Raw genomic sequence first — 11,710 nt, 5'->3', positions numbered from 1 at the left:
GCGAAAACGCCGCCCCCGGTTCGGGCACATCCTGTAACGCATTCGAGCGCTTGTTCGATAGACAAGTAGCCCACCGACCGATCCGCCAATTCCCGAAAAGGCCCAATGACCTCGGATTATGACGACCGGTCGGCGGTGTGGACGGTTTGTTCTGGTTACCAAGGGGGTAGCTGGACGTTACAGTGGGTGGCAATCAATGGAGGGAGTCCACAGATGTTCAAGCGCTCGTTGACCAGGATCGCGATGGGGGTCGGCGGCCTGGCATTGGCGTCGGCCGCCGCAACTGGGGTCGCATCCGCGGCCCCCGACTACGGCCCGATGATCAACACGACCTGCAGCTACGACCAGGCGATGCGGGCGGTGCACGCGGAAAACCCGATGGCCGCTCAGTACCTCGACCAGTCGCCGCCGAACCAGCAGTTCTTGCAGCAGTACCTGGCGTCGTCGCCGGATCAGCGCGTGAACCTGCTGCACGCCATCGAGCACAACCAGGGCGCGCAGCAGGCTTTGCCGATCTTCCAGCAGATGATGACCGACTGTAAGAACTTCTGACCCGCTCACCTGAAGGGAGCTATCCGTGCCGGCACGGATAGCTCCCTTCAGTGCGTAGGAAGGTCCGGCCGGTACCGCGCCAGCAGCGACCGCACGGTGTCCATGGCGTTGACCGCGCGTTCCTTGTCGACGGCCTGGATGGCCATCACGGGAATGTATTCGTCGTCGGGTAGATCGACGCGCGCCCACCGGTTGCCCACCGGGAACGAGACGCCGGCGACGTCCGGCCACTCGATGAGCTTGTCGCCCAACAGGTTACGCACGGAGATTCCCGCCGGCCCGATCCGCAGCCGCGGCCGGGCGAACAGCAGCACCAGCCCGGCGAGCACCAGGCCGAGCAGGGCCATCGCCACCTGGTCGGTGGTCTGGAACACCACCCCGGTGGATCCGACCTTGAGCAGGAAGCCGATCGCGATGTGCACCGCGGCGATGGTGAACGCGGCGACGTAGACGAATATCGGTGTGCGGTGGGGACGCAACTCGACGTCCCAGCCCTCGCTCGTGGTCACGACCGAGCGCGCAACTCACGCAGCGTCAGCGCCGCGGTCAATGCCGCCCCGGCCGCCTGGGCGCCCTTGTCTTCGACCGATTCCGGAAGCCCGGCGCGATCAAGCGCCTGCTGCTCGGTATTGGTCGTCAGCACCCCGTTGGCGACCGGCGTCGAGGCGTCCAGCGCCACCCGGGTCAAGCCCTGGGTCACGGCGTCGCAGACGTACTCGAAGTGCGGTGTTCCCCCGCGGATCACGACACCCAGGGCGATGACCGCGTCGTGGTTGCGAGCGAGCTCCTGCGCCACCACCGGGAGCTCGATGGCGCCCAGCACGCGGACCACCGTCGGGTTGTCGATGCCCGACTCGGCGGCCACCCGGCGGGCGCCGTCCAGCAGCGCTTCGCAGATCTTGCTGTGCCAGGTGCTGGCCACGATGCCGACGCGCAGGCCGGACGCGTCGAGCGCCGGGATGTCCGGCTCCCCGCTACCGCTCACCTGAGCCGTCCCCCACCAGCGGGAGGCGCCCCCACTGCGTCGTCGCCGGCGGTCACAGAGCGCCGCCGAACTCGCCCGGCAGGTGAACCGATTCGTGGAAGTCGTCGAGACCGGCCAGGTCGTGGCCCATCTTGTCGCGCTTGGTCATCAGGTAGCGGATGTTCTCGGCGTTGGCGCGGACGGGCAGCGGCACCCGCTCGATGATGTGCAGGCCGTAGCCGTCCAGCCCGACGCGCTTGGCCGGATTGTTGGTCAGCAGCCGCATCGAGCGCACCCCGAGGTCGACCAGGATCTGCGCCCCGATTCCGTAATCCCTTGCGTCAGCCGGCAATCCGAGTTTGAGATTGGCGTCGACGGTGTCCTCGCCGGCGTCCTGCAGCTGGTAGGCCTGCAGCTTGTGCATCAGGCCGATGCCGCGGCCCTCGTGGCCGCGCATGTACAGCACGATGCCTCGCCCCTCCCGCGCGACCATCGCCATCGCGGCGTCCAGTTGGGGCCCACAATCGCAGCGCCGGGAGCCGAACACGTCACCGGTCAGGCACTCGGAGTGCACGCGCACCAAGACGTCGTCGCCGTCGGCGTTCGGCCCGGCGATCTCGCCGCGCACCAGCGCGACGTGTTCGACGTCCTCGTAGATGCTGGCGTAGCCGATGGCACGAAACTCGCCGTGCCGGGTCGGTATGCGGGCCTCGGCGATCCGCTCGATGTGCTTCTCGTGCTTGCGTCGCCACTCGATGAGGTCGGCGATGGTGATCAGTGCGAGGTCGTGCTCGTCGGCGAAGACCCGCAGCTCATCGGTCTGCGCCATCGAGCCTTCGTCCTTTTGGCTGACGATCTCGCAGATCGCGCCGGCCGGCTGCAACCCGGCCATCCGGGCCAGGTCGACGGCGGCCTCGGTGTGCCCGGGCCGGCGCAGCACGCCGCCGTCCTTGGCGCGCAACGGAACCACGTGCCCCGGGCGGGTGAAATCGTTGGCGACGCTGGCGGGGTCGGCCAGCAGCCGCATGGTGGTGGCCCGATCGGAGGCCGAGATTCCGGTGCCCACACCGTTTTTCGCGTCGACGGTGACGGTGTAGGCGGTCCCGTGCTTGTCCTGGTTCACCGCGTACATGGGCAGCAGACCCAGCCGGTCGCAGATCGCGCCGTCCAGCGGCACGCAGAGGTAGCCCGAGGTGTAGCGGACCATGAACGCCACCATCTCCGGCGTCGCCTTCTCGGCGGCGAAGATCAGATCGCCTTCGTTCTCACGATCCTCGTCATCGATGACGACCACGGCCTTACCGGCCGCAATGTCGGCAACCGCCCTCTCGACGGAGTCCAACCTCGTCATCGTCGCTACCTTGCTGTCTCAGGGGTCCGCAGGAAGAGCCCAAGTCTCGCATTCAGTATGAACCACCGGGCGAGGCCGGTTATTGCGATGCTGTTCACAGGGACGCGCGGGCGCGGGCGACCCCGGGAGGTTGTGCCCCTATACATTCGTCGCGGCCCGCACTGCATCATCGGCCTGAACCGCGGGCAAAAGCGCCCACGCCCGCGGTCGCCGGCCCCGGGTGGGCTCCAGCAATACGCCGACTGCGGCGAAACGGCTCCCTATTCGCGGCCAGCAATCTACTCTGACCGGCATGAGCATCACAGTGAGACTGGCGGTACCGGTCGTGACCTCGATATTCGCGGCCGGACTTGGAGCGGGCATCGCCTGCCCGCAACGGGCCACGGCCGACGCGTGCGCCGACGTCGGCGGTCGGCACGTGAGCGTCGGTGGCTGCACCGACCCGGGGCGCTGGGGTAACTGGGTGCTGCCTGCCGGTGCGATGACGGTCCCGCCGCCCGACGCACCACCGCCGTGCTACACCCCGTCCGGCGAGCCGTACTGGACGCCGCCGGGCGAGCCCTGCTGACCCGAGGCGGCAGGCTTATCGCGCGGTGAGCAACCGCTCTACGTACTTCGCGATCACGTCGACTTCCAGGTTCACCTGCGTCCCGACCGGGGCGCGACCCAACGTGGTCAGCTCCCGGGTGGTGGGGATCAGCGAAACCTCGAACCAGTCGGGGCCGAGCCCGGAGACCGTCAGGGAGATGCCGTCGACGGTGATCGATCCCTTCTCGACGACGTAGCGCGCCACCGCCGCGGGGACCTCGATCCGCACCACTTCCCAGTGCTCGGACGGCGACCGGCTGACCACCTGACCCGTCCCGTCCACGTGCCCCTGCACGATGTGCCCACCGAGCCGGCTGTTCACCGCCGCGGCACGCTCCAGGTTGACCGGGCTGCCGACCTCCAGGGCGCCCAGGTTCGACCGGGTGAGGGTTTCGGCCATCACGTCGGCGGTGAACTGGCCGTCGGGCAGCAGCTCCGCGACGGTCAGGCAGACGCCGTTGACGGCGATCGAGTCGCCATGCCCGGCGTCCGAGGTGACGACGGGTCCGCGGATGGTGAGCCGCGCGGCGTCGGCCAGCATGTCGCGGCCCGTCACCTCTCCGAGTTCCTCGACAATTCCGGTGAACATGCCATCAGGTTAATCGGACGCCCAAACGCGGCGGTCGCGCTGGTGAGCAGCCCCAAACCGGCGTCGCCGGGCGGGCACCGGGCCCCCGCGTCTCCAAAGCCGGCCGGCGGCACCCTCTACGATGCAAGGTATGCAGACCCGCCGCCGTCTATCGGCCGTCATCGCATCCCTGACCCTCGCCACCGCCTTGATCGCCGGCTGTTCATCGGGTTCAAAGCAGAGCGGCGCCCCGCTGCCCGACGCCACGACCCTGGTCAAGCAGTCGGCCGACGCCACCAAGGCCGTCAAGAGCGTGCACCTGGTCCTGTCGATCCAAGGCAAGATCCAGGGGCTGCCCATCAAGACGCTCACCGGTGACCTCACCACGGCGCCGGCCACCGCCGCCAAGGGCAACGCCACCATCACCCTGGGTGGATCCGACATCGACGCCAACTTCGTGGTCGTCGACGGCACCCTGTACGCCACCCTGACGCCGAACAAGTGGAGCGACTTCGGCAAGGCTTCCGACATCTACGACGTGTCGGTGCTGCTGAACCCGGACACCGGGCTGGGCAACGCGCTGGCCAACTTCAGCAACGCCAAGGCCGAGGGCCGCGAGACCATCAACGGGCAGAGCACCATTCGGGTCAGCGGCAACGTGTCGGCGGACGCGGTGAACAAGATCATGCCGCAGTTCAACGCGACGCAGCCGGTGCCCAGCACGGTGTGGATCCAGGAGAGCGGCGACCACCAGCTGGTGCAGGCGAACATGCAGAAGAGTTCGGGCAATTCCGTTCAGGTCACCCTGTCGAACTGGGGTGAGCAGGTCCAGGTCACCAAGCCCCCGGTGAGTTCATGAGTTCGCAGACCGGACGCCGCGTCGCGATCAGCGCCGGCAGTCTGGCGGTGCTGCTGGGCGCGCTGGACGCCTATGTCGTCGTGACGATCATGCGCGACATCATGAGCGACGTTCACATCCCCATCAACCAGCTGCAGCGCATCACCTGGATCATCACGATGTACCTGCTGGGCTACATCGCCGCCATGCCGCTGCTGGGCCGGGCCTCGGACCGGTTCGGCCGCAAGCTGGTGCTGCAGGTCAGCCTGGCCCTGTTCATGGTGGGCTCGGTGGTGACCGCCCTCGCCGGGCACTGGGGCGATTTCCACCTGCTGATCGCCGGCCGCACCATCCAGGGTGTGGCCAGCGGCGCGCTGCTTCCGGTCACCCTCGCCCTGGGCGCCGACCTGTGGGCGCAGCGCAACCGCGCCGGCGTGCTGGGCGGCATCGGCGCCGCGCAGGAGCTCGGCAGCGTGCTGGGCCCGCTGTACGGGATCTTCATCGTGTACCTGTTCCACGACTGGCGCTACGTGTTCTGGATCAACGTGCCGCTCACCCTGATCGCGATGGCGATGATCCAATTCAGCCTCCCGTCGCACGAGAAGGTCGAGAACCCCGAGCGGGTCGACCTGGTCGGCGGAGTGCTGCTCGCGGTCGCCCTGGGCCTGGCCGTCATCGGCCTGTACAACCCGCAACCCGACGGCAAGCAGATCCTGCCGAGCTACGGGCTCCCGCTGGTCATCGGGGCGGTCGTCGTCGCGGTGCTGTTTTTGCTCTGGGAACGGTTCTCGCGCACCCGGCTGATCGAGCCGGCGGGGGTGCACTTCCGCCCCTTCCTGGCCGCGCTGGGCGCATCGTTGGCCGCAGGTGCGGCGCTGATGGTGACGCTGGTCGACGTGGAGCTGTTCGGCCAGGGCGTGCTGCAGATGGACCAGACGCAGGCCGCCGGCTTGTTGTTGTGGTTCTTGATCGCGCTGCCGATCGGGGCCGTGCTGGGCGGCTGGATCGCCACCCGCGTGGGCGACCGGGTGATGACGTTCATCGGGCTGCTGATCGCGGCCTACGGTTACTGGCTGATCCACTACTGGCGCCAGGACGTATTGAGCCAGAAGCACGACATCTTCGGGGTGTTCAGCGTTCCCGTGTTGCACGCCGACCTTCTGGTCGCCGGCATCGGCCTGGGCCTGGTGATCGGGCCCCTGACGTCCGCGGCGCTGCGGGTCGTGCCGTCGGCACAGCACGGCATCGCCTCGGCGGCCGTGGTGGTGGCCCGGATGACCGGCATGCTGATCGGGGTCGCGGCGCTCAGCGCGTGGGGCCTCTACCGGTTCAACCAGATCGTCGCGGGGCTGACCGCTGCGATACCGCCCAACGCCTCCCTGCTGGAGCGGATCGCCGCGCAGGGGACGATGTACCTCAAGGCGTTCGCGATGATGTACGGCGACATCTTCAGCGCCACCGTGGTCATCTGCATCGTGGGAGCGCTGCTCGGCCTGTTGATCGGCGGTCGCAAAGAACACGCCGAGGAGCCGGAAACCGTTGAGCCGCAAGCGGTTTCGTTGGGCGAGCGCTAGCGCTAGGCGCTTCCGATCGTCGCCGGCGGACCGGTAGCACACCCGACAGGGTGGCCGGCGCCGGCGCTTGGGTCCCGCACGGTGGCCCCGGGTCTCCTATTCTGGCTGCGTGCCGTGGCGCATTGATCCTCAACCGTCAGCCGAACGGTTGCACGCGATCGGCTGCACCGCCTTCCTTGCGATGCTCGGCTTGTACGCCGCGGCCGGAGCGCGCGCTGGAACCACCGGCCGCGACACCACCCTGAATTGGGTGCTCGGCGCGGCCGCGTTGCTGGCGGCGTTCGTCGCGCTGACGGGCCGGCTCCGCGGTTGGCAAGGCCGGCGCGGATTGCTGGTGGGATGGCCGGTGGCGTCGCTTGTCGTCACCCTCCTCGCCGGAGCCATCGAACCGGCCGCCACGCGCGACTTCCCCGGCACGATCACGATCACCTTCGCCTACCTCGGCCTCACCGGTCGGCGGTGGCGCTCACTGGCCCTGCTCCCGCTCGGCGCCGCGGCGTTCGTGGTGGCCTGCGTGAAACCGCTTCCCGCCTCGACGCTGACCGTGGTGCTGGCCGCGACCATGTGGGTCCTCGTCGCGGAGGTGCCGGCCTGGCTCATCGACCGGCTCGTGCAGCAGAGCCTGTTGCTGCGCGACATCGCGCAGACCGACGCGTTGACCCAATTGCTGAACCGGACCACCCTGGCACACCGGCTGTCGCAACACGCCGGCCGGTGCGCCGTGGTGCTCGCCGATCTCGACAACTTCAAGCGCTACAACGACCGTCACGGCCACGAGGCCGGCGATGAAGTTCTGGTCGCCTTCGCCGACGCGCTGCGCCGGTCGGCCCGCAAGAATGACGTCGCCTTCCGCATCGGCGGCGACGAATTCCTCCTCCTGCTGATCGATGCCGATGCTCCCGAGGCCGGGCGGATCCTCGATCGGCTCCGCCGCCGGTGGGCCGAGGTCGGCGCGCCGGTCGACTTCAGCGCAGGCATTGCCGCCGGCGAGCGCGACGTCATGCGTCTTGCCGACGCAGACATGTATGCCGACAAGCGTGCGCGCGGCCTAACCGGCAAGGACCCGATGCAAGGCGATTCGGCCGGTCACCGCTAATCGACGCGTGGAACCAGGCTGAGCACGAGATCCGGCCCGAGCCGGTCCACTCCGTCGAAATGCCAGCGCAACGCCCGCGCGATGGTGGGCACCCCGACGTCGTCGACGACGGAGATCGGGCCGCCCAGCAGCGTCGGCGCGACGTACGCCAGGATGCGGTTGACCGCCCCCGCCCGCAGGAACGCGCCCGCGAGGGTGGGACCGCCCTCCAGCAGGACGTCGGTGCGGTCCGACAACGCCTTGATCACCTCCATGGGGTCGTGCGTGCGAATCACCATGGTCCGCGAGTCGTCGTTGAGAACCTTTGCCTCCGAAGGTATTTCGCGCATTCCCACCACCACGCGCAGCGGTTGCCGGTCGGCCAGCGAGCCGTCGGGCAACCGGGCGGTCAGCGCCGGATCGTCGGCAAGCACGGTGCCCGTGCCGACCACGATCGCGTCGGCCGCCGCGCGGCGGCGATGCAGGTCCAGCCGCGAGGCCTCGCTGGAAATCCATTGGCTGGTGCCATCGGCGGCCGCGCTGCGGCCGTCGACGCTGCCGGCGTACTTCCAGGTGACGTGCGGCAGCCCGGTCCGCTGCTTGTGCAGCCACTCCCGCAAGGGCCCGCCGGCCACCTCGTCGCCCAGCACCCCGGCCGTCACCCGCACGCCGGCCTCCGTCAGCCGGGCCGCGCCACCGGCGGCGTCCGGGTTCGGGTCGGCGACGGCGTAAACCACCGCCGCGAGCTCGGCGGCCAGGAGGGCGTTCACGCACGGCGGGGTCTTGCCGTAGTGGTTGCAAGGCTCGAGGGTGACCACCGCGGTTCCACCGGCCGCCAGGTCGCCGGCCCGCCGCAACGCCAACACCTCCGCGTGGTCGCCGCCGGCGGGTTCGGTGCCACCGACGCCGACGACCACGCCCGCGGAGTCCAGGATGACCGCACCCACGGGCGGGTTCGGATAGGTGGTGCCCTTGACGTGGTTGGACTGCTCGATCGCCAGGCGCATGGCCGCGTCGAGGCCGCCCGCGGGCTGGTTCATCGGCGCAGGTGCGGTGAGGCGGCGGCGGCCTGCCTCCGCAGCGCCTCGATGGCGGCCTCCGGGTCCTCCGCGCCGTAAACGGCCGACCCGGCGACGAAGCAGTCGACGCCGGCCTCGGCGGCCTGCTCGATGGTGTCGTCGTTGATGCCGCCGTCGATCTCGACCAGGATCGTCAGCTCCCCGGCGTCGATCAGCTTGCGCGCGGTGCGCACCTTGCTCAGCACGTCGGGGATGAAGCTTTGGCCGCCGAAGCCGGGTTCGACCGACATGATCAGCAGCGTGTCGAACTGCGGCAGGATCTCCAGGTACGGCTCGAGCGGGGTGCCCGGCTTGACGCTGATACCGGCCTTGGCGCCCGCGGCGCGGATATCGCGCGCCACGCCGACCGGGTTGTCGGTGGCCTCGGCGTGGAACGTCACGTTGTAGGCGCCGGCCTCGGCGTAGCCGGGCGCCCACCGGTCGGGGTCCTCGATCATCAGATGGCAGTCCATCGGGATGTTCGTGGTGGCCAGCAGGCTTTCGACCACCGGCAGGCCGATGGTCAGGTTCGGCACGAAGTGGTTGTCCATCACGTCGACGTGCAGCCAGTCGGCGCCCACGACGGCGGCGGCCTCGTCGGCTAGCCGCGCGAAATCGGCGGACAGGATGGACGGCGCGATCAGCGGCCTACCGGTGTTGCCAGACATGTGCGCCAGACTACTGAGCGCCGCCGGCGGCTTCACGCCGGCAAGCCGCGCCGTTCCCCGCCCGCGCCCGATTGCCCGGGCGCTCGCCGCGGCCCTACCCCGCTTCTCGGCGCAGCGCGGCCGCGAACATCGCATCGGTGCCGTGTCGATGCGGCCAGAGCTGGACGTGCGGCCCATCCCCCAGCCCGGTGACCGGCTCGAAGAGCGGCCGAGTGTCCAACGCGGACACCGGATGCCGGCGCAGCGCGTCGGCCACCACGCCGACGGTCTCGGCGAGATGCGGCGAGCAGGTCGCGTAGAGCACCACACCGCCCGGCCGGGTCAGCTCGATCGCGGCGCCCAGCAGCTCGCGCTGCAATTTGGTGAGCGCGGGCACGTCGCCCGGCTGGCGTCGCCACCGGGCCTCGGGCCGGCGCCGCAGCGCGCCCAGCCCGGTGCACGGCGCGTCGACGAGAACCCGGTCGAACTTCGGCTCGAGTCCGCTTTGCCGCCCGTCCACCCGCAGCACGTCGACCGGGAGGCCGCGGGTGTTCTGCACAACCAGGTCGGCGCGGCGGGGCGCGGGCTCCACGGCCGTGACGCGGGCCCCGGACTCCGAGCCCAGCGCGGCCAGCAGCGCGGTCTTGCCGCCCGGTCCGGCACACAGGTCCAGCCACCGCCCCGCATCGCCCTCGACCGGCGCCAAGGTCAGCGCCCGCGCGACCAGCTGGCTGCCCTCGTCCTGGACCAGCGCGGCGCCATCGCGTACCTGGGCCAGCCGACCCGGGTCGCCGCCCGGCAGGTACACCGCGTAGGGCGAATACCGGCCGACCGTGCCGCCGACGGCGTCGGCCAGCTCGGCGGCGCTCAGCACACCGGGGCGGGCCGCCAGGTGCACCTGCGGGCGGTCGTCGTCGCTGGCCAGCACCGCGTCGAGCTCGGCCGCGGCCGGCCCCAGCGCATCGGCGAAGGCCTGCGCGATCCAGCGCGGGTGCGCGTGCACGAAGGCGGCATGACCGACCGGATCGCGCGCCGAATCGGGCGCCAGCTCCTCGACCCAGGACTTCTCGTCCCGGGCGGCGACGGCGCGCAGTACGCCGTTGACGAAACCCGCTCGCGCCGAATCGAATTCGATCCCCGCCTGTTCCACCGTCGTCGAGACCGCGGCGTAGGTGTCGACCCTGGTGCGCAGCAACTGGTAGGTGCCCAACCGCAGCAGATCGAGCAGCACCGGGTCGATGGTGTCCGGCGACCGGTTGGCGGCGGCCCCGATGACCGCGTCGAGCAGGCCCCGGGTGCGGCAGGTGCCGTAGGTCAGTTCGGTGGCGAACGCGGCGTCGCGGCCGCCGATTCCGCGTTCGCGCAGCAGGGCGGGCAGGGCCAGGTTCGCGTAGGCGTCGCGCTCGCTGACCGCCCGCAGCACGTCGAACGCGGCGGCGCGTGCCGGGTCGAACGGCCGCCGCCGCCTGCCGCGCCCGCGGTCGGTGGGCCGCGGCGGGCTCATGTCGCCCGCGCCGCGGAGTCGAGACGCGCTCCCCGGGCCCAGTCGACCGCGCTCATGAGCTTCTTGCCGGGTGGTTGAATCTGGCCCAGCCGCACCGCCTGCGAGCCGGTGCCGATCCACACGTTCTTGCGGTCGACGTGAATAGCGCCGGGCGCCAACGGTTCTGGGGCATCGGCGTCGATACTCACCGGGCCGAGCTTGATGCGCAGGTCGCCGATCAGCGTCCAGGCGCCCGGATTGGGTGTGACCGAGCGGATCCGGCGCTCCACGACCGGCGCCGGCAGGTCCCAGCGCACGCGGGCCTGCTCGACGGTGATCTTCGGCGCGATGCTGACCCCGTCGGCGGGTTGCGGTCGCGGCGTCAACGTCCGGTCTTCGATGCCGTCCATGGTGGTCGACAGCAGCGCCGCGCCCGAAACGGCCAGTCGCCCAAGCAGTTCCCCGGCGGTGTCGGTCGGCCGGATCGTCTCGGTGACGACGCCGTAGACGGGCCCGGAGTCCAGGCTGGGCTCGATCTGAAAGGTCGTCGCGCCGGTGACGGTGTCCCCGGCCGCGATCGCCGCCTGCACCGGCGCCGCCCCGCGCCAGGCTGGTAGCAGCGAGAAGTGCAGGTTGATCCATCCGTGCGGGGGCACGCCGAGCAGGCCGTCGCGCAGCAAGGCGCCGTAGGCCACGACGGCGCAGCAGTCGGGCGCCAGCTCTCGCAGTTCGGCGACGAATTCGTCCGAGTTCGGCCGCGCCGGCCGCAGCAACGGGATGCCCCGGTCGAGCGCTTCGCGGGCCACCGGCGACGGCTGCGGCCGACCGTGTCGGCCGACGGCCGCGTCGGGCCGGGTCAGCACGGCGATCACCTCGTGACGGGGCGAGTCGATGAGGCGGCGCAGCGCGGGCAGCGCGGGTTCGGGGGTGCCGGCGAAGACGAGACGCACCGGCACAGTCTAGAAAGCGGCGCCCGCCACCCACCAAAAACTTGCGCGAGTCGATTATTTCT

At 70.2% G+C, this 11,710-nt stretch carries 13 protein-coding genes; 5 read left to right on the top strand and 8 right to left on the bottom strand.

All coding sequences use genetic code 11. The features are described 5' to 3' along the window. Positions 1-213: 213 nt before the first annotated feature. A complete protein-coding gene (locus tag A9X03_RS04990; protein ID WP_068259927.1) occupies positions 214-552 on the top strand; it encodes a hemophore-related protein in 339 nt (112 codons plus the stop codon). Between the two features lie 47 nt (positions 553-599). Here A9X03_RS04990 and A9X03_RS04985 read toward each other — a convergent pair whose 3' ends face one another. The 3 genes from A9X03_RS04985 to A9X03_RS04975 are packed head-to-tail and all read right to left on the bottom strand — an operon-like array spanning position 600 to position 2,867. Beyond that, positions 600-1,061, bottom strand: a complete 462-nt coding sequence (locus A9X03_RS04985; protein ID WP_068259924.1) for a PH domain-containing protein — start codon at positions 1,059-1,061, stop codon at positions 600-602. Next, a complete protein-coding gene (gene ribH / locus A9X03_RS04980; protein ID WP_067275845.1) occupies positions 1,058-1,537 on the bottom strand; it encodes a 6,7-dimethyl-8-ribityllumazine synthase in 480 nt (159 codons plus the stop codon). The genes A9X03_RS04985 and ribH overlap by 4 nt, the downstream gene beginning before the upstream one ends. A 52-nt stretch (positions 1,538-1,589) precedes the next feature. Next, the gene (locus A9X03_RS04975; protein WP_068259922.1) at positions 1,590-2,867 is read right to left on the bottom strand and encodes a bifunctional 3,4-dihydroxy-2-butanone-4-phosphate synthase/GTP cyclohydrolase II; all 1,278 of its coding nucleotides are present in this window, start codon (positions 2,865-2,867) and stop codon (positions 1,590-1,592) included. A 292-nt stretch (positions 2,868-3,159) separates the two neighbouring features. Between A9X03_RS04975 and A9X03_RS04970 the strand changes: the two genes are divergently transcribed. After that, on the top strand, positions 3,160-3,435 hold the full coding sequence (locus A9X03_RS04970; RefSeq protein WP_067891074.1) for a hypothetical protein: 276 nt from the start codon (positions 3,160-3,162) through the stop codon (positions 3,433-3,435). 15 nt (positions 3,436-3,450) lie between these two features. On the opposite strand, the gene A9X03_RS04965 is transcribed toward A9X03_RS04970, so the two are convergent. Next, positions 3,451-4,044, bottom strand: coding sequence for a riboflavin synthase (locus tag A9X03_RS04965; RefSeq protein ID WP_068259919.1), 594 nt, complete (start codon positions 4,042-4,044; stop codon positions 3,451-3,453). A 130-nt stretch (positions 4,045-4,174) separates the two neighbouring features. Between A9X03_RS04965 and A9X03_RS04960 the strand changes: the two genes are divergently transcribed. From A9X03_RS04960 to A9X03_RS04950, 3 genes are all read left to right on the top strand, one after another. Continuing rightward, positions 4,175-4,882, top strand: coding sequence for an LppX_LprAFG lipoprotein (locus A9X03_RS04960; protein WP_067752961.1), 708 nt, complete (start codon positions 4,175-4,177; stop codon positions 4,880-4,882). After that, positions 4,879-6,435: an MFS transporter gene (locus tag A9X03_RS04955; RefSeq protein ID WP_068259917.1), complete on the top strand. Its 1,557-nt coding sequence runs from the start codon at positions 4,879-4,881 to the stop codon at positions 6,433-6,435. Before A9X03_RS04960 ends, A9X03_RS04955 begins: the two co-directional genes overlap by 4 nt. A 250-nt stretch (positions 6,436-6,685) precedes the next feature. Continuing rightward, positions 6,686-7,531, top strand: a complete 846-nt coding sequence (locus A9X03_RS04950; protein ID WP_231975350.1) for a GGDEF domain-containing protein — start codon at positions 6,686-6,688, stop codon at positions 7,529-7,531. Here A9X03_RS04950 and ribD read toward each other — a convergent pair. The 4 genes from ribD to fmt form a co-directional block, all read right to left on the bottom strand. Next, complete coding sequence (gene ribD, locus A9X03_RS04945) at positions 7,528-8,550, bottom strand: bifunctional diaminohydroxyphosphoribosylaminopyrimidine deaminase/5-amino-6-(5-phosphoribosylamino)uracil reductase RibD (protein ID WP_067891063.1); 1,023 nt, start codon at positions 8,548-8,550, stop codon at positions 7,528-7,530. The genes A9X03_RS04950 and ribD overlap by 4 nt on opposite strands. After that, positions 8,547-9,236, bottom strand: a complete 690-nt coding sequence (gene rpe / locus A9X03_RS04940) for a ribulose-phosphate 3-epimerase (protein WP_067753097.1) — start codon at positions 9,234-9,236, stop codon at positions 8,547-8,549. Before rpe ends, ribD begins: the two co-directional genes overlap by 4 nt. Before the next feature lie 94 nt (positions 9,237-9,330). Continuing rightward, complete coding sequence (locus A9X03_RS04935; protein ID WP_068259909.1) at positions 9,331-10,719, bottom strand: RsmB/NOP family class I SAM-dependent RNA methyltransferase; 1,389 nt, start codon at positions 10,717-10,719, stop codon at positions 9,331-9,333. Then, positions 10,716-11,648 carry a methionyl-tRNA formyltransferase gene (gene fmt, locus A9X03_RS04930; RefSeq protein ID WP_067783058.1) on the bottom strand — a complete coding sequence of 311 codons (933 nt, stop codon included), beginning with the start codon at positions 11,646-11,648 and terminating at the stop codon, positions 10,716-10,718. Before fmt ends, A9X03_RS04935 begins: the two co-directional genes overlap by 4 nt. Between the last annotated feature and the right edge of the window lie 62 nt (positions 11,649-11,710).

It is taken from the genome of Mycobacterium sp. E1715, from assembly GCF_001667625.1.
GTDB lineage: Bacteria > Actinomycetota > Actinomycetes > Mycobacteriales > Mycobacteriaceae > Mycobacterium.
Note: the sequence above shows the minus strand (reverse complement) of the source record. Positions and strands in the feature narration are given on the sequence as shown.

What these genes read in the sequence shown, in the direction of transcription:
- A9X03_RS04975 (WP_068259922.1), bottom strand. Translation starts at nt 2,867, where the DNA reads ATGACGAGGTTGGACTCCGTCGAGAGGGCGGTTGCCGACATTGCGGCC.
- A9X03_RS04965 (WP_068259919.1), bottom strand. Translation starts at nt 4,044, where the DNA reads ATGTTCACCGGAATTGTCGAGGAACTCGGAGAGGTGACGGGCCGCGAC.
- A9X03_RS04990 (WP_068259927.1), top strand. Translation starts at nt 214, where the DNA reads ATGTTCAAGCGCTCGTTGACCAGGATCGCGATGGGGGTCGGCGGCCTG.
- ribD (WP_067891063.1), bottom strand. Translation starts at nt 8,550, where the DNA reads ATGAACCAGCCCGCGGGCGGCCTCGACGCGGCCATGCGCCTGGCGATC.
- A9X03_RS04955 (WP_068259917.1), top strand. Translation starts at nt 4,879, where the DNA reads ATGAGTTCGCAGACCGGACGCCGCGTCGCGATCAGCGCCGGCAGTCTG.
- rpe (WP_067753097.1), bottom strand. Translation starts at nt 9,236, where the DNA reads ATGTCTGGCAACACCGGTAGGCCGCTGATCGCGCCGTCCATCCTGTCC.
- A9X03_RS04960 (WP_067752961.1), top strand. Translation starts at nt 4,175, where the DNA reads ATGCAGACCCGCCGCCGTCTATCGGCCGTCATCGCATCCCTGACCCTC.
- A9X03_RS04970 (WP_067891074.1), top strand. Translation starts at nt 3,160, where the DNA reads ATGAGCATCACAGTGAGACTGGCGGTACCGGTCGTGACCTCGATATTC.
- A9X03_RS04935 (WP_068259909.1), bottom strand. Translation starts at nt 10,719, where the DNA reads ATGAGCCCGCCGCGGCCCACCGACCGCGGGCGCGGCAGGCGGCGGCGG.